Source organism: Shewanella sp. SW24 (assembly GCF_025653395.1).
In the GTDB taxonomy this organism is placed as follows: domain Bacteria; phylum Pseudomonadota; class Gammaproteobacteria; order Enterobacterales; family Shewanellaceae; genus Shewanella; species Shewanella oncorhynchi.
Window position 1 is genome coordinate 47,701 of the sequence record NZ_JAKKSH010000025.1, and the last position, 21,959, is coordinate 69,659.

Annotated in this window: 20 protein-coding genes; 5 read left to right on the forward strand and 15 right to left on the reverse strand. The window is 47.9% G+C overall.

Going from position 1 to position 21,959, the window contains the following annotated elements:
• Positions 1-113 precede the first annotated feature (113 nt).
• From L5M17_RS17670 to slyA, 5 genes are all read right to left on the reverse strand, one after another.
• Positions 114-1,181: a c-type cytochrome gene (locus L5M17_RS17670; RefSeq protein ID WP_173247087.1), complete on the reverse strand. Its 1,068-nt coding sequence runs from the start codon at positions 1,179-1,181 to the stop codon at positions 114-116.
• 10 nt (positions 1,182-1,191) lie between these two features.
• Entirely contained in the window at positions 1,192-1,815 is a 624-nt protein-coding gene (locus L5M17_RS17675) for a c-type cytochrome (RefSeq protein WP_263148707.1), read from the reverse strand.
• A 225-nt stretch (positions 1,816-2,040) separates the two neighbouring features.
• Entirely contained in the window at positions 2,041-3,069 is a 1,029-nt protein-coding gene (locus L5M17_RS17680; protein ID WP_263148708.1) for a DUF2955 domain-containing protein, read from the reverse strand.
• A 213-nt stretch (positions 3,070-3,282) separates the two neighbouring features.
• Complete coding sequence (locus L5M17_RS17685) at positions 3,283-4,341, reverse strand: HlyD family secretion protein (RefSeq protein WP_263148709.1); 1,059 nt, start codon at positions 4,339-4,341, stop codon at positions 3,283-3,285.
• 8 nt (positions 4,342-4,349) lie between these two features.
• Positions 4,350-4,823, reverse strand: coding sequence for a transcriptional regulator SlyA (gene slyA, locus L5M17_RS17690; RefSeq protein WP_263148710.1), 474 nt, complete (start codon positions 4,821-4,823; stop codon positions 4,350-4,352).
• 223 nt (positions 4,824-5,046) lie between these two features.
• Here slyA and L5M17_RS17695 point away from each other — a divergent pair, with 223 nt between their 5' ends.
• Positions 5,047-6,948 carry a methyl-accepting chemotaxis protein gene (locus L5M17_RS17695; protein WP_263148717.1) on the forward strand — a complete coding sequence of 634 codons (1,902 nt, stop codon included), beginning with the start codon at positions 5,047-5,049 and terminating at the stop codon, positions 6,946-6,948.
• Positions 6,949-7,004: 56 nt separating this feature from the next.
• Here the strand turns inward: L5M17_RS17695 and metF are convergent, their stop codons facing one another.
• The 3 genes from metF to metB all read right to left on the reverse strand — a co-directional run bounded on the left by metF (position 7,005) and on the right by metB (position 11,678).
• Complete coding sequence (gene metF, locus L5M17_RS17700; protein ID WP_012088154.1) at positions 7,005-7,892, reverse strand: methylenetetrahydrofolate reductase; 888 nt, start codon at positions 7,890-7,892, stop codon at positions 7,005-7,007.
• A gap of 217 nt (positions 7,893-8,109) precedes the next feature.
• Positions 8,110-10,503 carry a bifunctional aspartate kinase/homoserine dehydrogenase II gene (locus L5M17_RS17705; RefSeq protein ID WP_105251321.1) on the reverse strand — a complete coding sequence of 798 codons (2,394 nt, stop codon included), beginning with the start codon at positions 10,501-10,503 and terminating at the stop codon, positions 8,110-8,112.
• Between the two features lie 11 nt (positions 10,504-10,514).
• Positions 10,515-11,678: a cystathionine gamma-synthase gene (metB, locus tag L5M17_RS17710; protein WP_263148711.1), complete on the reverse strand. Its 1,164-nt coding sequence runs from the start codon at positions 11,676-11,678 to the stop codon at positions 10,515-10,517.
• A gap of 212 nt (positions 11,679-11,890) precedes the next feature.
• Between metB and metJ the strand changes: the two genes are divergently transcribed.
• Positions 11,891-12,205 carry a met regulon transcriptional regulator MetJ gene (metJ, locus tag L5M17_RS17715; RefSeq protein WP_105251319.1) on the forward strand — a complete coding sequence of 105 codons (315 nt, stop codon included), beginning with the start codon at positions 11,891-11,893 and terminating at the stop codon, positions 12,203-12,205.
• Positions 12,206-12,339: 134 nt separating this feature from the next.
• A complete protein-coding gene (locus tag L5M17_RS17720; protein WP_131524361.1) occupies positions 12,340-13,083 on the forward strand; it encodes a sulfite exporter TauE/SafE family protein in 744 nt (247 codons plus the stop codon).
• 106 nt (positions 13,084-13,189) lie between these two features.
• Here the strand turns inward: L5M17_RS17720 and nrfD are convergent, their stop codons facing one another.
• From nrfD to L5M17_RS17745, 5 genes are all read right to left on the reverse strand, one after another.
• Positions 13,190-14,137 (reverse strand): NrfD/PsrC family molybdoenzyme membrane anchor subunit, encoded by a 948-nt coding sequence (gene nrfD, locus L5M17_RS17725; protein WP_105251317.1) that lies wholly within the window; start codon positions 14,135-14,137, stop codon positions 13,190-13,192.
• 2 nt (positions 14,138-14,139) lie between these two features.
• Positions 14,140-14,706 carry a 4Fe-4S dicluster domain-containing protein gene (locus L5M17_RS17730; RefSeq protein ID WP_263148712.1) on the reverse strand — a complete coding sequence of 189 codons (567 nt, stop codon included), beginning with the start codon at positions 14,704-14,706 and terminating at the stop codon, positions 14,140-14,142.
• A 12-nt stretch (positions 14,707-14,718) separates the two neighbouring features.
• The gene (gene phsA / locus L5M17_RS17735; protein WP_168825633.1) at positions 14,719-17,001 is read right to left on the reverse strand and encodes a thiosulfate reductase PhsA; all 2,283 of its coding nucleotides are present in this window, start codon (positions 16,999-17,001) and stop codon (positions 14,719-14,721) included.
• A gap of 442 nt (positions 17,002-17,443) precedes the next feature.
• The gene (locus L5M17_RS17740) at positions 17,444-18,106 is read right to left on the reverse strand and encodes a pentapeptide repeat-containing protein (protein ID WP_168825635.1); all 663 of its coding nucleotides are present in this window, start codon (positions 18,104-18,106) and stop codon (positions 17,444-17,446) included.
• A 104-nt stretch (positions 18,107-18,210) separates the two neighbouring features.
• Positions 18,211-18,693, reverse strand: coding sequence for an SRPBCC family protein (locus L5M17_RS17745; protein ID WP_263148713.1), 483 nt, complete (start codon positions 18,691-18,693; stop codon positions 18,211-18,213).
• Positions 18,694-18,927: 234 nt separating this feature from the next.
• On the opposite strand from L5M17_RS17745, the gene L5M17_RS17750 reads away from it, so the two are divergent.
• Both L5M17_RS17750 and L5M17_RS17755 read left to right on the forward strand, forming a co-directional pair.
• Positions 18,928-19,356, forward strand: a complete 429-nt coding sequence (locus L5M17_RS17750; RefSeq protein ID WP_317629599.1) for a hypothetical protein — start codon at positions 18,928-18,930, stop codon at positions 19,354-19,356.
• Entirely contained in the window at positions 19,343-20,446 is a 1,104-nt protein-coding gene (locus L5M17_RS17755) for a phosphoribosylaminoimidazolesuccinocarboxamide synthase (RefSeq protein ID WP_263148715.1), read from the forward strand. The genes L5M17_RS17750 and L5M17_RS17755 overlap by 14 nt, the downstream gene beginning before the upstream one ends.
• 386 nt (positions 20,447-20,832) lie before the next feature.
• Here the strand turns inward: L5M17_RS17755 and L5M17_RS17760 are convergent, their stop codons facing one another.
• The gene (locus L5M17_RS17760) at positions 20,833-21,339 is read right to left on the reverse strand and encodes an Imm26 family immunity protein (protein ID WP_181800855.1); all 507 of its coding nucleotides are present in this window, start codon (positions 21,337-21,339) and stop codon (positions 20,833-20,835) included.
• A 379-nt stretch (positions 21,340-21,718) separates the two neighbouring features.
• Positions 21,719-21,959, reverse strand: a 241-nt coding sequence (locus L5M17_RS17765) for an integrase core domain-containing protein (RefSeq protein ID WP_263148716.1), incomplete at its 5' end; no start/stop codon positions are given.

Consider the following 21,959-nt stretch of genomic DNA (forward strand, 5'->3'; position numbering starts at 1 on the left):
ACACATATTTGACCAATAAAAAAGCCAGCAAAGCTAAATGCTTGCTGGCTTTTCTGTCTAACTTATTCACTCGCTTTATAACATCACACGAGCACTTAATCTCAGCGGCTCAACTATGACTTCTTAGGAAAAATCGGATAGGACTCAGTGCCTAACACTTTGCCATCAACAGTGAGACCATAGTAATCGCTGTCATTATGGTATTTATCCTGCGCTTGCTTTACATCACCTTTGCTACGTGGGTCCTGCGGACGCTCGTGGGAGTTGATGTAAGCGGCAACATCCCAAGCCTGTTGGTTCGTCAGCTGCATGCTCTTACCAAAGGGCATATTTTCATAAATGAAAAATGCGGCAGTATTGACCCTGTGCATTCCCGCTCCCCAGTTATAACTTTGAGATCCCCACAGCGGCGGCAGTGCATACACACCCGCAATGGCTTGACCTTGCCCATCAACACCATGACAAGTTTGGCAATGGGCGACATACACGGCTTTACCTCGTTCAGGTGAATAGGCTTGTTCGGGTTTTGGGATCTCAGGATAAGCTCGACCCGGCAAGTTAGCACGTTGCTCAACTGTCATCGCCTTAGCTAATGCCTCTGGTAGTGGGAAGTCATCCCGCTTAGCACCTTTGACTAACTCAGCATCACTGATCTCAGGAACAGGGCCACTGATATTAGCCTCATCCATCAAGCCGCCCATGCCTAACCAATAGGCGTAGGCAGAAAGCGCCACTAACTCAGGGCTACCTGATGCAGGGGCTTTACCATTCATCGAATAGTTAAAACAGCCTTGGATGCGTTCTTCAAAGCTACTGACTTTATTGTCTTTTTTACGATACGCCGGATAAGCAAAATACGCGCCCCAAAGGGGTGATGCATTGGCTTTACGGCCTGCATCCATATGGCAATTGGTACAGTTAAGCTCATTACCTACATACTTATCACGCAGCTGTTGGGTATTCACAAACAGTTGATAACCTAAACGCACTTTGTCACCAAAGGCGCCTTCGGGAATCGCACTCAAAGGTCTAGGGGTAAGATAGGTTTGATCTGCTACCTTAGGGAAAGAAGGCAGCGGAGCTTGCTTATCTGGCCGTTCTTGTACTGGCTCAGTTTCAGCTTGCGCCTGAACGGTTAACGACCCCATCGCGGCCAGTAATAACATTGCGGAATATTTCATGGCCGGCTCCTTATTTTAAATTCGCAAAGTAGTTCGCTAAGGCATCAATCTCAGCAACGGTGAGCTTATTCGCGACGCTCCCCATCATGCCATCGACGTCACCTTTACGTGTGCCCGACTGCCATGCCAATAATTGCGTTTTGATATAACTCGCCTGTTGACCTGCTAAGCGAGGAAATAAGCCGCCACCTAATGCAGAAGGACCATGGCAGGTCACGCAGGCTAGTAAACCACGGGACCAATCACCTTGATAGGCTAAACGGGCGGTATCGTCATTAAAAACAACTTGTTCACCGCGGAGAACAGGCTTGACGTCATTGGCAGGCTTTGCAGAAAAATAGCTCGACACTTGCTCAATACCGTCACCTTGGAGCGTCATTGCCATCGGCATCATGGTCGCATTTTGGCGAACGCCCGCTTGGAAATGCTGCAATTGTGTCGAGATATATTCTTTAGATAATCCCGCTAATCGAGGGCCGAGTGGTTCAATACCCTCACCCGCTGCCCCATGGCAAGACACACATAACTGTGCAGCTTGTGGAATAACGTTCATCGATTGTTTGTCAGAAGGCTCGGCGGCAGCGGCATAGCCGCTACATAGCGTTAAGCCTATGACTAATGTTTTAATCTTCATGTTCTATCCTTGAAGAGAATTAAGCTCTAAAGCATAGGGGTTATTGTTATTTATGTTTGTGCTCACACACTAAACCCATTTTAAAATCCGCCGCTCATTTTTAAAACAGCCAATAAATGAGCCTTAACATTCATTAAGAGTCACTTATTGTTCAATTCAAACGGGATAAATTTACCTTACTCTGTACAAGGTTAAGCTGCAAGCCTTCAAGACTTAATGGCCTGCTCAATAACCAAATCGCGTCGATTCGAAACGATTCAATAACTTATGTATCAAATAGCATAAAAGTAACGTGCCAACGATAGCGATTAAAATACTGCTCACTCGGTATAAGGCACTGAAGATTAAGTCGTTACCTGGGGTCAAATACTGCCCAAACAAAATCCCTAACGTGGTCATAGCACCAAAACCCACGCCAGAGCCATTCCCCTCGCGCACATGGGCTTGGCTAAAAATCATCAGTCCAATCCACAACAAGGGGACAACTAACATCAATAACCCAGACCAATCATAGAGCAGCAACTGCACGAGTATCCCAAACGACACACCCAACAGGGTGCCTATAGCGCGCTTACGGGCATAGTCGAGTGCACCATTCCAATGCATGGGAAACAATAGCAGAAGAGTGGTCGCTTGAGCCGACATCGAATCCCGCAGATCAAATATTTGGAACACCAGAAACGATGCCGTCGCTATGGTCGCGCCGAGCAAGGTTTCGTGGCGCATTCGATGCGGCGCCTTAGGCCCAGGTTTGTAAGCCGCTCTTGGTTCAACATCGGGCCAGAGTACCGTCATAGCGTAGGCGATAACAACTGAAAGTGCTGTCGCCCAAAAGTTACTGAAAACTAAGTCGTTTAAGTCAACGCCTGGATAGCTAGCAAAGTGCAGCATGATACTGAGACTCAGCACACCGTTGGCACCAAAGAGAAACAAACTGCCGCGGGACATGGCCGCAAAGCGGTATAAAAATAATAGGAAAACGATGGGAGTCATCATACCGGGATGGCTGCCAAAGAAACCGCCGAGTAACCCAACCTCTAACCCAGCCATGGCAGATGAAGCCAATAATTGGCGCATAGCATGGCCATTCATCACTGGCACTAATCCGAGTAGTAGCATAGGTGTCACAGTGAAGAAGACTCCATTGCTCCAACCAAAAATTTTACACAGGGTAAAACCTAAGGTCGCGCCAGTCGCAATCCGTAAACACTGGCGTAAATCGTTGGCCGTCAATGGGCTATGGCGTAGTAACATGCTCGTCGCCTTGTTCTATCGATACATTAAATGAGGATGTTTAGCTGGCTTATGCTGCGTTCACACTTATGTTGCTTTGAAGCGTTCACTCAAGCCACTCGCGGCAAATACAAACCACCGCGAGTCACTCGTGCTCGTCAACGCAGATAAGTACTGATGGATATGCCGATAAATATGCTGGTAAATACGCTAGTAAACATTCTAGTAAATAGGCTAGTAAATATAGTGCAGCAGGCTGATTGCTTTAATCTGCACCTTAGCGAGCAAGCTAAAAAGGCTATTCTCGGGCAGCAATTGCACGGTCGCGCGCGCACCGGCTGGTAAGCTGTTCATTGCCATACCATCTAACACTAGATGTAATCTCAATCTTTGGGCATCACGTACCCAACGGTCCGATTCCTGTGGCGCGGCTAAACGGCCATTGGCATCGAATTGCCCTGCACTCACGCCCGCATCGACACTGCTCACCGTCGCCCGATATAAACGCCCAGGTTCACCATCGAACGCAATCAAAGCGGCCGAAGAAGTATTCACGCCACGCAGGCTCTTCTCGCGAAAATCAGCAATAATATCAATATTATCCGATACCAACGCTAACAGAGGTTGTCCTACGGTCGCAAAACTCCCGACTTCTAACTGCAGGTTAGTTACTATCCCATCTTGATCGGCACGTATTTGGGTGTAAGACAGATTAAGCTCGGCTTGGGCTAAATGGTTTTGCGCCTGACGCACTTTAAGATTCTCTTCGCCATAACTGCCGCGACTCACTTTGAGTTTTTCTAAACGCGCATTGGCGGCAAGCAAATTGGCTTCAGCAGCTGCGGCATCGCTATCAGCTAGCTCCTTTTGCTGCTGCGATACACCATGGGTGGCATACAGGGCATCGAGACGTTTAGCCTCGCTGCGTTTTTGTTGTGAGGTGGTTTTATTGGCATTGACCTCGGCCTTAGCGGCCAGCAGCGAGGCATCTAACTCGGCATTGTCTTGGCGGGCTTGCTCTAAGGCCAATTTAGCTTGCGATACCGCTAACTCATAAGGCGCGGGATCGACTTGAAACAACAAATCGCCCTTGGCAACGGCTTGGTTATTGGTTACAGCTATGGTCTGGATTTTACCGCTGATCTGCGGTGTCACTTTAGTCACTACACGGGTCGCCATGGCTTGAGGCGTCAATGGCATCATAGTGTCGGCCAGCATGAAATAGCCAAAAACCATCACAAAGCCAAACATGGCAAATTTTACTAAACGGGCAAACTGTTGATCCGGTGTCATCTTCTTTCTCACAAAAGGGTGTCTGTAACCTTGGTTAATTTGGCGCTGGCGTTGTCGCTGATCAGGCTAATAATGCGTTCAAATTCGCTCAACTCTTCAGCACTGATCCCGCCTAATAACTCACGGCGCACTTGAATAATCCGCGCTTCCATTTGCTTTAAAACATCTAATCCCGCTGGCGTCAGGCTCACAATCCTTGCCCGCTTATCTTTGTCACAACAATGACGCTGGACTAAACCTTGCTCTTCTAATTGCCCTAAGGTGCGCATTAGCGAAGCCAATTCAATTTCTAAGGCATCGGCCAACACTTTTTGGCTAACACTGTCGCCTAAACGCAGCAGTTTCCATAGGGCAGTCCAACGGGGATGAGTTAATCCTAAAGGTGCCAGCTCGACATCGGCCACGGTACGCCACAGTCGATGCAGACGGCCTAAATGCTCTGCCAGTGATAACTCTTTTAGTCGCTCTAATTCTTTTTGCATCTTGCCCACCCACTTAGTTAGCGTGCTAAGCATTATACTTAGTTAGCAGGCTAAGTAAATGTTTAGGTCCAAAATAGATCTGTGTCCAAGGGCACGAAACGAGCGTAAGAGGGAATAAATAACTTAAAAAGGTTCGCGCCCTCTCAAATCTTATCAAGTTGTATCTCTATAATATCAAACGGATAAATTGAGTTGATTTGCACATGAATTGGAGGCTGTTTTGATAAATCTAAAAATTAGTACGAGGATCGTTATTGGGATCTGTCTATTACTGTTAACAGTAATGAGCTTTATCATGCCGCTCGTTCTCTCTGAATTCAGTCGCCAAGTTGCAGAATCCGAGCAAAGAGAACTCCATAAGATCTATGAAACCGCTGTTGCCGAGATAGCCTCATCGGGCAAATTAGCCGAAGCAATGGCAACCATCATCTCACTCACGCCAGAAGTTCAAAGCACCTTTGCAACAGGCGAGCGTGATGAACTCACCGCCCGTACCTTACCTATATTTACCCAACTTAAGCGCGATTTTGCGGTTCAGCAATTCCAATTTCATAGGCCACCAGCCACTTCTTTTCTACGCTTGCATCGTCCCGAAAAATTTGGCGATGATCTCACCAGCATACGCAAGACCATAGTCGAAACAAATAGCCAAAAGCGCCCTCTTTATGGCTTGGAATATGGAGTGGAAGGATTAGGTATTCGTGGTTTAGTTCCAATGACTTACAACGGACAACACACGGGCTCAGTTGAGTTTGGCATGTCCTTCGGTCAACCCTTTTTTGATAATTTTAAACAAGCCTATCAAGCAGAAATTGCCCTCATCTTGCCAGATGGTTCAGGGTACAAGTTATTTGGCGCTACATTCACGCCTGATACCCAAGCGGCAGATGAACTCAATAACGTCATGCAAGGCCATGAAGTCATACGCACTATTTCCTTAAATAACAAAACCTACGCCCTGTATCGCCACGCCATAAAAGATTATTCAGGAAACGTATTTGGGGTACTCGATATTGCGATGGATAGAACCCATTCAGAACAAGCGATAGCGGATATTCGCCTTAAGTTGATCCTTATCGGTTTAGTGGCTCTGGTCATTGGAACTGCCATTGCTTGGTTTATTGCCAAAGGGATTACTCGCCCTATCGCTGAAACCACCCAAGCCATGAATGATATCGCTGAAGGTGAAGGCGATTTAACCCGCAGAATCGCGGTAAAAGGTAAGGATGAAATTGCTGAATTATCGATGGCATTCAACCGCTTTGTAGAAAAAATTCACAACACAGTTTCCCACGTCGCCGACTCAACAAGCCTGCTCGCCACCTCTGCTGAAGAAATGTCGAGCATTACGCGGGAAACCCAGAAGATGGCGAGTCGTCAGCACCTCGAAACCGAGCAAGTTGCCACCGCAATGAATGAAATGGCCGCAACGGTTCAAGAAGTTGCCCATAACGCTACCGATGCGGCCGATGCCGCCAATCATGCCAATGACTCAACCGAACAAGGCAAATTGGTTGTACAAAAAGTGGTAACCACTATCGCCATATTGGCCGAGGAAATAGCCACAGCAGCGAGTGAAATCAATGAATTAGAGCGTAATACCGCTGAAATCGATTCTGTGCTTGTGGTTATCCGTAATATTGCCGACCAAACTAATTTACTCGCACTCAATGCGGCAATTGAAGCCGCAAGGGCGGGAGAACAAGGTCGAGGGTTTGCAGTCGTTGCCGATGAAGTACGCACTCTGGCGAGCCGCACTCAAGCATCTACCACAGAAATTCAGCAGATGATCGAAGCGCTTCAGCATAAAGCTAAGTCTACAGTCAATGCGATGGAAACCAGCACCCGCACCACCCAAAGCTGTGTATCCCAAGTTCACCAAGCGGGTGAAGCACTCGAAGCCATTACCCATGCGGTTTCCACCATTAGCCAGATGAATATCCAGATCGCCAGCGCTGCAAATGAGCAATGTGCGGTTTCGGCAGAGATTAATAAAAATGTTAATAACATCAATGATATTGCAACTAATGCGACAGATAGTGCGGTACAAACTGCACGCGCTGGCGATGAACTTGCCCAACTCGCAGCCCGTTTAACAACTTTATTAGCTCAATTTAGAATTTAAACAAAACAAAACGCCGCATTCTCTGCGGCGTTTTTATTAGTTTATTTTATAAGGTTTTATTTAGGACGCACGCCTAAAGTGTGGCAAATCGCGTAGGTCAATTCGGCGCGATTTAAGGTGTAAAAATGGAAATCCTTCACACCTTCGCGGGACAGCACTTTCACCATGTCGATGGCCACGTTTGCCCCCACCAATTGGCGTGTACCCGCATCGTTTTCTAGGCCGTCGAATTGCTTATGTAACCAATTCGGTAACGACACATTGGTCATGCCCGCGAAACGTTTTAGCTGGGTAAAGTTAGTCACAGGTAAAATGCCCGGCACAATTTCAACGTCGATACCGGCGGCAACGCAGCGATCACGAAAACGCAGGTAAGATTCCACATCGAAGAAAAATTGGGTAATAGCACGGCTGGCACCCGCATCAATCTTGCGCTTAAGGTTGATCAAATCCGCCTGTGCATTGCTCGCATCTGGATGCACTTCTGGATAAGCCGCAACGGAAATATCAAAGTCAGCCACAGAGCGCAGTAAACGCACTAAATCGACCGCAAAACGGGTTGGCTTTGGGCTGCCCGCAGGTAAATCACCACGCAGTGCCACTATGTCACGAATGCCCGATTTCCAGTAATGTTTGGCCAGTTCTAATAACTCTTCATCGCTGGCATCCACTAAGGTTAAGTGCGGCGCGGCAACGAGGTCGGTTTCCTGTTGGATACGTTCAATCACGCCATGGGTGCGGTCGCGAACACCTGAGTTAGCACCGTAAGTCACAGACACAAACTTAGGATTCAGCGGCTCTAAACGACGGATAGAGTTCCACAGGATCTGTTCCATTTCGGGGGTCGATGGCGGGAAAAACTCAAAAGAAACATTAATATCGCCATTAAGCTCAGACAAGCTCTGGTTCAGCGATTGTGAATGTTGTGCGTGATGAAAAGCCATGTGTATTTCCTCAACCGCCCTTGGCGCTACTCTTTGCTAGTATGAATTAGTTCAAATGGACGTTTGGACGTCTATATGTCCATATACTAGAGAAACTGAGATGTAAGTCAAGCCCAAAAATACCCATAAACCGCATTTAATCTCGGTTAATTCGATAGATTTATTCTAGCCAATAAAAAAGGACTCGAATGAGTCCTTTAAGAGGCTTGATATCGCGTTATTCCTGCAGCAGATCGCGACAGATCTGGGTCAGATCCGACTGCACCGCTGCCGCTGTCACTTCGCGTCCTGCGCCCGGTCCACGGATGATCAGCGGATTACCTTGGTAGAAGACACTGCGGATCACAAACACATTATCACCAGGGGTTAAGTTGGCGTAAGGGTGATGGGTGTCAATCCACTGCAAACCCACTTCGGCCTTGAGCTCTGGACCGCTGTTGTCTAAGGATGCCACATATCTGAGCACCTTATTTTGCTCCGCCGCCGCACCATATTGTTGCAGCAGATCGGCATCTAACTCGGCAATGCGGGTGAGAAATTGATCTAAGGGAATATCCGCCAAAGCGGCTGGTACGAGTGAGCGCAGTTCAATATCTTCAAGCTCGATTTCAAGGCCAATCTCACGGGCCAAAATAAGCAGTTTACGCTGCATATCTCGGCCGGAGAGATCGTCGCGGGGATCGGGTTCAGTAATACCTAAGCCTCTGGCTTCAATCACTAATTCTGAAAATGGCTTGCTGGTATCGTATTTCTCAAATAACCAACACAGGGTGCCAGAGAAAATCCCGCCTACCGCTTCAACACTATCACCGCTGTTACGCAAATCATTTAGCGCATGTTGGATGGGTAAACCTGCGCCACAGCTGGCGTTATAGCGCCAAAACAAACGACGATTACCCAGTTGCTGCTTTAACTCTCGATAGAAAGGCAGTGGACCCGAGCCCGCAAGTTTATTCGCGCTCACCACATGGATGCCACGCTCGAACAGTTCTGGATATTGCAGCGTCAAACTGGCGCTGGCACTGATATCTAAGGCCACCAGCTCATCGCAGTTAACTTGCTCTAATTGCTCGAATAAATGTTCATACTGCCAAGGCGTTGCTTCAGTATTAAACTCTGTTTGCCACGCGGCAAGATTAATGCCGGTGGATTTAATCAAGGCTTTACTCGAACTGACCAAACCAACTAACTCAACACTGGCTTCGAGTTCATGGTCCAGTGATGGCGAAACCGACTTAAACAGATCGATCCATGCCTCACCGATATTACCCACACCGAGCAACAGGACACCAATGCGTTTACGCGGGCCAGCGCAGCGACGGTGAACTTTTTGAGTTAACAGATTCACCTGTGACTGGGGCACTAACGTCACTAAACTTAAATCGCCACTGAACAAAGGTTTAGCATCACGGCTCAGTAAACGGGCGAAACTGCGGCGATAATGTTCGGCGTCGGCACTCACTAATGCGACTAAACCAAAATCTGTGTTGATCTGCTGCTCGCTGATCCCTAATGCTTCTGCCTCGGCATCGAGTAATCTTTGAACTTGTTTTTGATTCTCAGCGGTATAGGCAAGTTCAACCCTTTGATGGGCAGAGGTCCAATGGGCCAATGGCGTTAAACCCGCGGCAATCAATAAATCTAATAAACGAGTTAACTCACCCGTGAGTTTAAAGCCGAACAGGACAACAGCATTGAGGTTAGTCACCACAGGCGCGCTCGCCGACGAACTGTGGGGAGCGATCAAGGTAAAGTCAGTGTGGGACGCATAACTTGAACGCACAGCTAAGCTCACTTCGGTATTGAATAACGGCTGCAAAGTGCGCGAATGCAATACTGGCGAGCCTAAACGCGCTAGGCGATCGGCTTCGGCAAGTGACATGCTTTTCAGTAACTTGGCATCGTTGATTTTATTAGGATCGGCGTTGAACACCCCTTCCACATCGGTCCAAATGGTCACGCGCTCGATATCGGCGAGACTCGCAATCAGGCTGGCGCTAAAATCGGAACCATTACGACCAAGTAACAGGGTATCGCCACGCTCGTTAGCGCAGATAAAACCTGTGATCACTAAGCGTTCATTGGGATGCGCGGCTAATAGGGCTTGTACTTTAGCGCGGGATTCTTGTACCCGAATTTGTGGCACAGCGGCTTCATCGGCCACTAAAATTGAACAGGCATCCACATGGCTTGCCGCCACGCCAGATTCGCGCAGTAGCGCCGCCATTAAACGTGCCGACCAACGTTCGCCAAAGCTCACCACATGGTTGATTTGGTATTCGTTGCGCTCGTCTAAGGACAACAAGCTGATGAGTTGCGCTTTATCAGTGGCCAAACGCTCACGCAGATCGCGGGCTTGTTCATTCGACAACAACTGCTCAATCAACCCCTGTTGGTAACTGATCAGCACTTGTAATTCTTCTTGCCATAGCTGACCCGCATCACGCAGCGCTAATAATTTATACAGGAAATTCGTGCTCTTACCCGCCGCAGAGACCACCACGAGATCATCACTATGACCGTGGGTTAACAGGATATGGGCAACTCGACGATAACAATCGGCATCCGCTAAACTGGAGCCACCAAATTTATGTAAGTGACAACGTGCCATCTATTATTCCTCTACTGACAAGCCACAACGGCGGCTAATCCTGCTTGAATATCTGCAACTAAATCGGCGGCATCTTCAATACCCACCGATAGACGCAATAGGGTGTCCTTAATACCAGCCTCGAAGCGCGCCTGCGGCTCCATGGCTCTGTGGGTCATAGTGGCGGGCACGGCCACTAAACTTTCGACGCCACCTAAACTTTCCGCCACGCTAAATAAGCTGAGTGCACCTAAAAAGGCCACCACTTCGGCCTCGCCGCCTTTGAGCTCAAAGCTCAGCATAGCGCCAAAGCCCTGTTGTTGCTTGGCCGCAATGGCGTGACCTGGGTGATCCGCAAGACCGGGGTAATAAACTTTGCTCACCACAGGGCTTTGCGTTAATACCTCAATAATACGCTGGGCATTGGTTTGATGCTCGCGAATACGCACCGCTAAGGTACGCAGGCCTCGCAGGGTCAGATAACTGTCGAAGGCTGACCCCGTTAAGCCTAGAGTGTTCGACCACCAATGTAAGCTTTCGCCGATTTGCACGTCTTTGGCGACCACAGCGCCGCCAACAACATCGCTGTGACCATTGATATATTTAGTGGTGGAATGGATAACGATATCCGCGCCTAACAATAGGGGTTGTTGCAATATCGGCGATAAAAAGGTGTTATCGACCACCACCAGCGCGCCGACCTCATGGCTCGCCTTAGCAATGGCTTCGATATCCACCACACGCAATAACGGGTTCGATGGGGTTTCGAGCCACACCATCTTAGGATTCTGGGCAATGGCGGTGGCTAACGCTTGGCTGTCGGTTTGGTCGACCACAATGAGCTTAAACTGGCCTTTCTTCGCCAAGTTGGTAAATAAACGGTAAGAACCGCCATAGCAATCATGGGGCACAACTAATAGGTCATCGGGGCCGAGCAAAGTCGTCACTAAGGTGATGGCCGCCATGCCAGTGCACGTCACTATGCCAGTGGCGCCCTTTTCTAATTGCGCTAATGCTTCGCCTAAAATGCAGCGCGTTGGGTTGCCTGAACGACTGTAATCGAATTCGCGGGGATTTTTATGACCATCGAAGGCGTAATTAGTCGACAAATAAATCGGTGGCACAACTGCGCCATATTGAGTATCGCTTTCGATACCCTGACGCACTGCCAGTGTGGCTAATTGACGCTCTGCCATGGGTGGACTCCTAAATTCGATAGACTGATAGAGATGTCTGGACGTCTAAATGTACCTAAGCCCAACGCCATCGTCAATAGGCGTGAAGACGTTTAGACGTCTGAACATAAAGAAATCTGTTTGCAATCACAAAGAAATAGTAGCAATAATTTGACTGTTCTTTGTAAGGGTTTAAAATCTGCCCCGAATTTAGCGTTATAACAGGTGAGTCAATGACTGAATGGAATGGGGAATACATCAGCCCCTATGCTGAACATGGCAAGAAGAATGAACAAGTAAAAAAAATTACTGTGTCTATTCCGCTCAAAGTGCTTAAGGTCCTCACGGACGAACGTACTCGTCGTCAGGTCAATAATTTGCGTCACGCCACCAACAGCGAGCTGTTGTGTGAGGCATTTTTGCACGCCTACACTGGCCAGCCATTGCCCAACGATGAAGATCTGTCAAAAGATAACCCAGACAGCATTCCCGCAGAAGCCAAGTTGTTGATGGATCAAATGGGAATCGAGTGGGAAGACATGGAATAGCGACTCGTCGCTTTCAAAGTCATATCACAGTGCTCATCAATAGGGATCGTTAACGATCCCTTTTTGTTTATACCCAAGCGACTTCAAACTTTAAATTTCACCATCTTGAGTTGGTTTGGGATATAGGAAATCCTATGTTTTCTATGATAGATCCACAGACACTCGCCTTAGCCTCGCTGGTCGTGTTTCTGGGCGCCTTAACCCAAAGTCTGATTGGGTTTGGGCTTGCGGTTGTCGCCAGTCCTTTGCTGTATATCGTCGATCCACAACTTGTACCTGCGCCTGTTATTGCTATGGGTTTCTCCATCGCCCTGCTGACCTTAGTGCGTGAACGCGGTCACTTAGAATTCAATGGCTTGCAATATGCGCTCATAGGCCGCGTGCCCGGTGGTTTTATCGGCGCGAGTTTATTACTGTTTGCGCCTCAACCCATACTCGGTTTATCCATCGCCGCTATTGTGACTGTCGCAGTGATCCTCAGCCTGTATAAATTCAGCCTGCCAGTGAATAAGAAAACCCTCTTCGGTGCGGGCGTGGTTTCAGGGATCTTCGGCAATATCGCCGCGATTGGTGGCCCGCCGATGGCGATTTTGTTGGCAGGCAAAGATGCCTCGCAGTTTCGTGCAGCCCTGTCGGCCTTCTTCATTTTTAGCTCCATGATTGCATTGATCATTTTAGCGATCACTGGCTTATTAGAATTAAAACATCTATGGCTGTCGTTGATGCTGCTCCCCTCAGTGATTTTAGGTTACTTAGTTGCAGGACGATTAGTGGGCCGTGTCGATAAAGAGAAGACAAAGATGGCAACGTTAGTCCTGTGCAGTATCAGCGCCTTAGTGCTAACGGTGAAGTCGGTTATCGAGTTATTACCCCAATAAGCGTCCTGCTTATACTGGCAAACCTTCTCACGATTCAAACAATAAAAAAGCACTGACATTGCCAGTGCTTTTTCTTTATCTATCAATATGTAAAGCCAGCTTACACTCAGCTTAAATAGCTTTGCCCTGCGTACACAATAAAGTGTCTTAAGGCGAGTACGCCCGTTAAGCTCGCACAAGCCACCATGATCATCGCGCCCTTAGTGTGGCGAGTCGCGGCGGGTAGCAGCATAAACAGCAATGGAATACCAAAACCTATACCGACAACGCCTATCCAGAACACGCTTGCCCATAACCCAGACGTTAACGATGCTAAGGCCGCAGCCGCCGCGCCGCCCTTGAAGTACAAGGCGCAGAACAACATGAACAGGAACAGAATTTCAATCGCCATCACAGGCAATTCTAAACCGTGCATCTTCACTAAAGTTTTGTCGTGGCTGTCAGTCTTAAACATCAGCAACGCCAGTACCGCATTTGCCGCAGCGCCCGCCGATAGACCTGACACTAAAAACAGCGCAGGCAGTACCGCAGTGTTGAGCATAGGATAGGCATTCATCGCCGAAATTAAGAAGCCAGTGTAAGCCCCTACGCCAATGGCGAGGACAAACAACAATACTTCAATCAGCTTTCGAAATGGCATAAGTAACTTAGCGATAGGTGTTAGGAAACCCAAACCCCATTTTGGTAAGTCATCCCGCAGCACAATAATGGCGTACGCAAAAGCTAAGGGAGAATACGCCAGCAGCGCCAGCACCCCGATTGCCATCACAGACTGGAAGTTATAGTGAATTAAGATCAACCAGAAGTGGAATGGTTTGGTTAAGTCAAACACTAAGCAAGCTAGACCTAAGCTAATTGCTACAGGCCCAATAATGGCTGCCGCCTTAAGAATGCTGCTTTCGGCTCCCGCGCTGAGTTCCTTATTCGCCCAGCGCAAACCAATGCCAATCAGTAAACTGCCCGCGGATAACCCCGCCATAAACAGGTAAACGGCGATGACCCAGTGCCAAGTGACAGGATCATATTGCGCCATGTCGCCCCAAGTATTGTTCATAATCAAATCCCCCCTCTTTTGGTAGGAACGCGATATACCCTAGGTTTAGTGCCCAAATGGGTTTTATCTTGGTAAGTGATTTTAGTGTTGAGCATGATGGCCACTTCACTGCGTGGATCATTGGCATCACCAAACACTAAGGCATCGGTTGGACACACAGTCACACACGCTGGCTCTTCGCCCCGTGCTAAACGCGTATCCTTACAGAAGTTACACTTATCCGCCGCCTTGGTTTCTGGGTTCATAAAGCGCACTTTATAAGGGCACGCTGCCACACAGTACATACAGCCGACACACTTCTCGGTATGGATAGAGATAATGCCGTCTTCACCCACATAGGCCGCACCCGTAGGGCACACCTTAACGCAGGGTGCATCTTCACATTGCTGGCAAGATACCCTGTGATATTTGAAATGCAGATTAGGCATCTCACCAAAGGGGCCTTCCACACGCACTTGCAGACGAGTTACGCCTTCGGGTACACCATTTCCACTGCGACACGCCACGTTACAAGCTTGGCAGCCGATGCACTTATTCTCGTCGTGCACCATTACATATCGTTTATTCATTTAAGCCTCCGATTAGCGCTTTGCCAGCGTGACGCCCGTGGTGTGCACTGTCATGCCACACACAGGAGCAGTAACGTGCGGTAGTAAGTTACCGCAATGGATACCTTTGCCCGTTGCTCTGACCAACTCTTTGTTTTTAGAACCAAAGCCCATGTAAGCAAACACAGTATCTTGGCGAATACCCGGCGTGACTAAGGCATGGCCTTCTTCTGTGCCAACACTGCTGGTGAGGCGGATTGGGTCGCCATTGCTGATCCCTAACTTACCCGCAGTAACAGGGTGAACCCACACAGCGTTATCCGACATCAGGTTAGCGAGCATAGGCACATTGTGGGTTGCGCCATTGGTGTGCACCGCCACTTTGCCTTGGATAAAGTACAGCTCATCTGCTTTTTTAAGATTCACTTCGCGGAACTTGATCACCCCACGGCCCGGTGCCATGGCTTCGACTTTCGCGGAAGTGAGTTCAATCTTGCCACTAGGGGTTTTAAAGGTCAGTGCACTGGCGTAAGTGCCGTCTTCATCGGCAGGTCGCGCATTGGGGTATGCCTTAATAAACTCGGCAACCATCTTAGGCTCGCACAACATAATTGGCTTACCGAAGCTCACAAAACCTTCGTCTTTGATACGGCGCAGCAGGTCAGTGTCGCGGTTCACCTGCAGCATTTGCAGGGTTTCCATGTTTTCCCATGGATAGAACTCGCCAAGGCCCATAGCCACACCCACATCCTTAAAGATCTGCCAAGAAGGCTTAGTATCACCTAAGGTTTCAACGACCCGTTGGCGCACATAATAGGCCGGATTTTTACCTGACTTATCAGCAATTTCTTCATCACGTTCAAGATAAGTCGACTCAGGTAAAATCACGTCCGCATAGGCGGCGGTTTCGCTGATATACACATCACACACGGCGATAAAGTCGAGCTTTTTCATCGCTTCAACAACGCGTGCTCTGTCTGTCATGGTTTGCATTGGGTTAGTGCGTGACATCACCCAGCCGTGTAACTGGTAAGGAACAGCGCTTAATGTGGCATCGAGAATGGTTTGGTAAACGCCGCCCGATGTCCACATCATGGCGTACTGTTCTTCCACCTGATCGATACGTTTCGCTGCTGGTTTTGGCATGTCTTTCACGCCAGGTTTTGCCAATACGGGCGCAACCGCTTCACCGGCAAGCTTGTTGTAATCACCGGGTTTCTGGCCGATATAAATCCCGCCCTTACGCTCGATGTTACCAATCAAGACGTTAGCGGCGTAAAGGGCGCGGCGCATCTCAAACTCTTCGGTGGTAAAGGTGGCTCTGTGACCAAAATCGACCACAGCATGGGGCGCTTTAGCGGCATATTCGTGGGCGATACGACGAATGTCTTTGGCAGGCACATCGGAGATGGTTTCAGCCCATTCAGGGGTATAAGCTTTCACTTCGGCGGCAAAGGCTTCGAAGCCTTCCACATAGCGCGCGACAAATGCCTTGTCGTAAAGATTATCTTCAATCAATACATGGCATAACGCCAAGGCGACGGCTACGTCGGTACCGGGGCGAATGGCATACCATTCATCAGCTTTATCGGCCACGACGGAGAATCTTGGCTCGAACACCACCAGCTTGGCACCTTTGTCCATTTGCGCCGCCATCATGCCGCGGGTTTCGGACATATTGATGCCTTCGTACAGGTTATGGCCGAAGTTAATGATGTATTTAGAGTTACTTAAATCACGTTTGACCTTAGTGCCAAAAATAGCTTTAGCGGCAATTTCATAACCACCAGGGCAAGTCGACGCGTGGGTAAAGGTATTTGGACTACCAAAGGCGGTCGCAAGGTGAAATAAATGCTTTTCTTGTGAGCCAGATTTTGACGAGAATGCCACGGCTTCTGGGCCATGTTCTTTTTTGATTTTATTGAGGTTTTCAGCGATTAATTTATAAGCCTCATCCCAACTGATCTCAGCCCATTTGCCTTCGCCGCGCTCACCGACCCGCTTTAACGGTTTAACGATACGCTGTGGATCGTACAATAAACTATGGCCTGCGCCGCCACGGGCACACACTTTACCGCCAAAGGATTTAGCGGCCTTGTTGCCACTAATGAAGACGTTTTTGCCCTCAATCACCCGCGCCGAAATCGGGCAGCGAGTCGAACACATTTCACAAATACTGGCAATGTCTTTGCCCATGCCCTTTAGCTGCTTATTCTCTAATGCCGCTAAGCTGCCCGGCAGCAGACTGGCCAACGCACACGTGGCGCTGCTCGCTCCTGCTCCCTTTAAAAAGGTTCGCCTATTAAGCTCAATCATGGTTACCTCCATCACGCTCATCCCACCCGCCAGTCGCCACATTGGACGCCATCGAGCAGAGGTTTGCTCACTGATTTGATTACTTTTTTAGTTATAAAGCGTTAAAACAGCGCCACCATATCTTCAAAATACACGGCATACGCTGAATACACTGCTCATCCACAGAGATTGTTATCCCGAAAGAGGTAGGTGGGTATTGTGGTAAACCACATGGGGAAGCTCGGTGTGATCTACCGCAACTAAAACCTAAGACTGACCTTGAAATACGTGAATAAGATCAACAGGCTTATTGGGAACAGGCTTTACATCGACGGAGAAGACAGAAAAAAGCCGCCAGTTTGGACACTGGCGGCTTAGAAGAAAACTGACATTACAGTCAATTACGATAACCCTAGCAGGATAAGAACATCTCACTAGCGGGCGCAAACTGATTACAATCGCATTAATCCATTAACTCTATATCGAGGCAATTGAGCAGGCGAATCGCTTCGTCGCGGCTAAACTTAGCGCCTTTGATTTTATTGTTAAAAATGTCGATATCGTAATTGGATGCCTCGCTGAAATCCGCCTCCAATAATTGAGTTCGGCCAAACAGACTATGACTAAAATCCGTGTAGGTGAAATTGGCTTGGTTGAAACTGCCCTCGCGAAAATCCACATCGTGGGCCTTGCACTCTTCGATGATAATTTCATCGAGGGACAAGCCTAAAAATGAGCAGTCGTTTAGAATGCATTGCTTAAAGGAAAAAGGCGCGGCAAAGGATAAACGCGACCACGCGGCGCGGGTCCAATCGATACCGACTAACTTACATTCTTCAAACTCCACCCCGCTGAACTGACACTGGGGCACTTTCACTAAACTTAAGTTGCAACGCACAAAGCGGCAATCGATAAACTTGCATTTACGGAAAGTGCTCTCACTAAAATGGCAATCTTGAAAGCAGCAATCCTCAAACTCGATGCCCTGTAGATCTTGTGCTAATTCCGACAAGCCATTGAACTGTTTTGATAAAAAACTATTGCCTTGCAAAGCCGCGCTTTGCGCTAGTTGCGATGGCGCAAGCACCGATTGTTTAAGCACTGGTACTTCTTTCTGTGACGACATAACACCTCTAATCCTGCCCAATCCCCAGCAATAAAATATGCAGGGCAATTGGGCTAGGTACTGCTTATTATTGACTCTCTGATACGAGGCTTGAGACTCACCGGCTAAATGCTCGCGACGAGTTCCTCAAGCTGATCGGTCGCCTTAGACCACCCCTGATAAAACCCCATATCCTCATTATTCTGCCTATCTTCGCTATTCCAATGCAGCACCCGCGCAGTGTACTTGGTCTTACCATCTATAGGTTCAAACGTAATGGTTGCCGTCATAAAGGCTTTATCGGACGGCACCCAAGCCTCAGTAAAGGCATCGGTAAATACGATGCGCTCATTCTCAACCACCTCGAGATACACGCCACGATTCGGGAAATCCTGTCCCTCAGGGCTGCGCATCACGATCACATTTGAACCACCGGCACGCACATCTAAGCTCGCGCTAGCCACAGTCCACGGCCTTGGCGTAAACCAAATTTTGAGGAGTTCTGGCTCGGTCCACGCGCGGAACAGCTTTTCTGGCGGCGCATCGATAATCCGCTCTAATACTAGCTCTCGTTGATTATCATTATGTACATGCTGACTTGTGCTCATATTCCCTCCATTGGATATTTGGCTTGATGGTCTTGTCGGCTGCAGCTACGTCATAAGCTCGCACATCAGCGCGCTAAAATACAGCCCTTCAACATTAGCTCGTCCGCAGAACACCAGCCCTCCATGATGCTCAGCACTGAGTGTTAGCGCGTGATTCCCTTGCAAATCCTTACGCCCGCTAGATTCAAGCCACAGAACTATAACAGAGCAGTGTAAAGATCTGTGCAAAGAGCGATGCAAATAGCCGTGGCAAATTTTGTCAAAAAAGGTAGAATGTCGCCACTTTTTCGCGGCAGTCTAGAACAAGGTTCTCTCGGATTAATGGTTAGCATTTTCGAGCAAAATGGCACGGGCCCAGCCCGCTTTCGCAGACCACTTTCACTGTGGTGCCAACCTTGCCCTGCGTTTGTTCCCTCCCTTGAATTATCTCCACCCAACACAATTCAAACACCGCCCGAAAATACCCCTTTTGCTGTTCAAGATTTAACATCAAATCCCGCAAACTGGCTGAGCACTTTACGCCCTAAGCCAAGTGCGAATAATAAAGCGGTTGCAATGAATCTGGCTGTTGCTAACGCCATAGTCCATCTGCAAACCGACACTTATAAAAACCTTATCCCTACACTCTCTATCCTAAGGAATACTCGTCATGAGTCTTGCTGATTCCGTATTAGCCGTGAATAACGATTTGCCAATCCGCACCGACAGCCCAGTCCACAGCGGCAAGGTTCGCAGCGTTTACTGGCTAACCGATGCCGACAGCCGCCGTTTAATCAAAACCAAGGGTTATAACGTCCCCGAAGATACCCCGCTCGCCATCATGGTGATCAGCGACCGTATCTCAGCCTTCGACTGTATCTTCCACGGTGAAGGTGGCCTCAAAGGCATTCCCGGTAAAGGCGCGGCATTAAACGCGATTTCTAACCACTGGTTTAAACTGTTCGCCGAAAACGGCCTAGCCGACAGCCATATTTTGGATATCCCGCACCCGTTCGTATGGATAGTCCAGAAAGCCCGCCCCATTAAAGTCGAAGCCATTTGCCGCCAGTACATCACAGGCTCAATGTGGCGCGCTTACTCTAAGGGCGAGCGCGTATTCTGTGGCATCACACTGCCAGAAGGCTTAGAGAAAGATCAAAAGCTCCCTGAGCTGTTAATCACCCCATCGACTAAGGGTATTTTAACCGGCATCCCAGGCGTGCCAGCCCAAGATGACGTGAACATCAGCCGCAGCGATATCGAAGCCAACTACCAAGCCTTTGGCTTTGAAAAGTTAGAAGATATCGACCTGTACGAGAAGCTGTTAAAGGATGGCTTTAAAGTGATTTCAGCCGCGCTGGCAAAACTTGACCAAGTGTTTGTCGACACTAAATTTGAGTTCGGTTATGTGACCGATAAAGATGGCCATTCAAAACTGATTTACATGGATGAAGTCGGTACTCCAGACTCATCACGTATTTGGGACGGCGCCGCCTACCGCGATGGCAAGATTTTGGAAAACTCCAAAGAAGGTTTCCGCCAATTCCTGCTAAATCATTTCCCCGATCCTGATGTACTGCTCAATAAAGACAGAATGCCAGAGCGTGAAGCCCTCGCCCGCGACAATGACCTCCCACTTGAGGCCATGATGCAAGTGTCACGCACTTACACCGGCGTTGCCGAGAAAGTGACTGGCGCTCCAATCCCGCTGCCAGCGAATCCAAAGGCAGATATCATCAAGATACTCAAAGATGAGTATGATCTGATTGTGTAATAGAGAGTTGTAATCAAATCTGAGGTTTTGGGTGGTTTACCCATAACTGAATAGTAGAAAAGGCGCTTAGGCGCCTTTTTGTTTAAGTCATTCAAAAACTTAACCAATACACCGCTGATGATTAAGCACTGTCATTCCAGTGACACGCCATGAACTCATCCATGAGGGCTCGACGACGGCATCCATGCCGTCAACGGTCACTTACATGCCAATGCTTAATTCAACCAACTCTTCAGTAATCTGTATGCCTTTTCACAAGCAGACACTTTACAAATTTAACAATGGGCGGCTCGTTAAATTGTTTCGGTGTAAGGTGATAACTAGATCTGTACAGCCAACATGTCTAACTATGTAGTATTGATACAACCTCTGCTAATAGTAAAAAATTACAGACCATTGAGAACTGGTATATAGCAATCAAGCTTTTCATCAAACCGCAGATTATCAAACTGAACACCAGAATACTTTAACCTCACGAAAGCAGAGTAATAGTCACTATGCCTCGTGATAAATCTAGGATAAATATTTATATCATTATCCGCAGCGTCAAACGTGTCGCCAGTTACATAATTTAGGCATTTGAGCCTGCTTGGCAGCCCATATATTACTATAGGGTTTACAGGGAACTTAGGGTTGTCATATATAACTTTACGTAGTAACTCCCACTTTGGGTACATTGCATTTTTTATTTTAGCGAAAACAACCACATCAATTAGCCACCCTTCAATCAAAAGTGGCCGATCAAAAGCAGAGGCAATTTCCTTACAACTTATTGATTTAAAATCAAATATATTCACAATTAGAAACCGATCATCATAAACAATGTATCCGAAACCAAACTCACCGCTTTCAAGCGGAATGTAAAAACAAGTACCTACATCAATCTTTTTCATACGCCCCCACCAAGTTAGCATTTTTTCTTCGAAGATGAATGTGTTGACATTCTATTTCTATAGTTTTCATCAAACGCTTTGGCCCTCTTATCATTAGGATCACTCAATCTGCTGGGGTCGTAAGAGCGAGCACGGTTGCCTGCTCCAGCATTAAATTTACCGTCTTCTGTGTAGACTCCACGCTGAGAAGTATCTAACGTTTTGTAATGTTCAATATCCGCTTGTTCATACCCTCTGACTTGTGCATGAGAATACTAAAGAATACTAAATGGAAATACTAAATGGACATCCAAAATACTAAATGGACATCCATCGTTAATGGCGAGGTAGTTAACCTCCGAATATGCTTTGGTTAAGCATTAAACAAGGAGTGTAGTGGTCAAGTAAAATTGGCCACGATTTTAGAGTCATTCCAATATAAACGTTCTGACTCATTTGGCGTTAACCCACCATTATATTGATGGGGTCTGGTCTCACTGTAATATCCAGTGATGTAATTTGTGATCTCTTTATCTGCTTCTGTAAAATTCCCATAACCATTGGCGGGTATCCACTCAGATTTCAAACTTCTAAAGAAACGCTCCATTGGTGCGTTATCCCAACAATTCCCGCGGCGACTC

Coding starts and splice junctions, on each gene's coding strand:
- metB (WP_263148711.1), bottom strand. CDS start 11,678: ATGGCAGAGCGTCAATTAGCCACACTGGCAGTGCGTCAGGGTATCGAA.
- L5M17_RS17670 (WP_173247087.1), bottom strand. CDS start 1,181: ATGAAATATTCCGCAATGTTATTACTGGCCGCGATGGGGTCGTTAACC.
- L5M17_RS17745 (WP_263148713.1), bottom strand. CDS start 18,693: ATGAGCACAAGTCAGCATGTACATAATGATAATCAACGAGAGCTAGTA.
- nrfD (WP_105251317.1), bottom strand. CDS start 14,137: ATGAACAATACTTGGGGCGACATGGCGCAATATGATCCTGTCACTTGG.
- metJ (WP_105251319.1), top strand. CDS start 11,891: ATGACTGAATGGAATGGGGAATACATCAGCCCCTATGCTGAACATGGC.
- L5M17_RS17685 (WP_263148709.1), bottom strand. CDS start 4,341: ATGACACCGGATCAACAGTTTGCCCGTTTAGTAAAATTTGCCATGTTT.
- L5M17_RS17760 (WP_181800855.1), bottom strand. CDS start 21,339: ATGAAAAAGATTGATGTAGGTACTTGTTTTTACATTCCGCTTGAAAGC.
- L5M17_RS17720 (WP_131524361.1), top strand. CDS start 12,340: ATGTTTTCTATGATAGATCCACAGACACTCGCCTTAGCCTCGCTGGTC.
- metF (WP_012088154.1), bottom strand. CDS start 7,892: ATGGCTTTTCATCACGCACAACATTCACAATCGCTGAACCAGAGCTTG.
- phsA (WP_168825633.1), bottom strand. CDS start 17,001: ATGATTGAGCTTAATAGGCGAACCTTTTTAAAGGGAGCAGGAGCGAGC.
- L5M17_RS17675 (WP_263148707.1), bottom strand. CDS start 1,815: ATGAAGATTAAAACATTAGTCATAGGCTTAACGCTATGTAGCGGCTAT.
- L5M17_RS17680 (WP_263148708.1), bottom strand. CDS start 3,069: ATGTTACTACGCCATAGCCCATTGACGGCCAACGATTTACGCCAGTGT.
- L5M17_RS17750 (WP_317629599.1), top strand. CDS start 18,928: ATGCAAATAGCCGTGGCAAATTTTGTCAAAAAAGGTAGAATGTCGCCA.
- slyA (WP_263148710.1), bottom strand. CDS start 4,823: ATGCAAAAAGAATTAGAGCGACTAAAAGAGTTATCACTGGCAGAGCAT.
- L5M17_RS17740 (WP_168825635.1), bottom strand. CDS start 18,106: ATGTCGTCACAGAAAGAAGTACCAGTGCTTAAACAATCGGTGCTTGCG.
- L5M17_RS17705 (WP_105251321.1), bottom strand. CDS start 10,503: ATGGCACGTTGTCACTTACATAAATTTGGTGGCTCCAGTTTAGCGGAT.
- L5M17_RS17730 (WP_263148712.1), bottom strand. CDS start 14,706: ATGAATAAACGATATGTAATGGTGCACGACGAGAATAAGTGCATCGGC.
- L5M17_RS17755 (WP_263148715.1), top strand. CDS start 19,343: ATGAGTCTTGCTGATTCCGTATTAGCCGTGAATAACGATTTGCCAATC.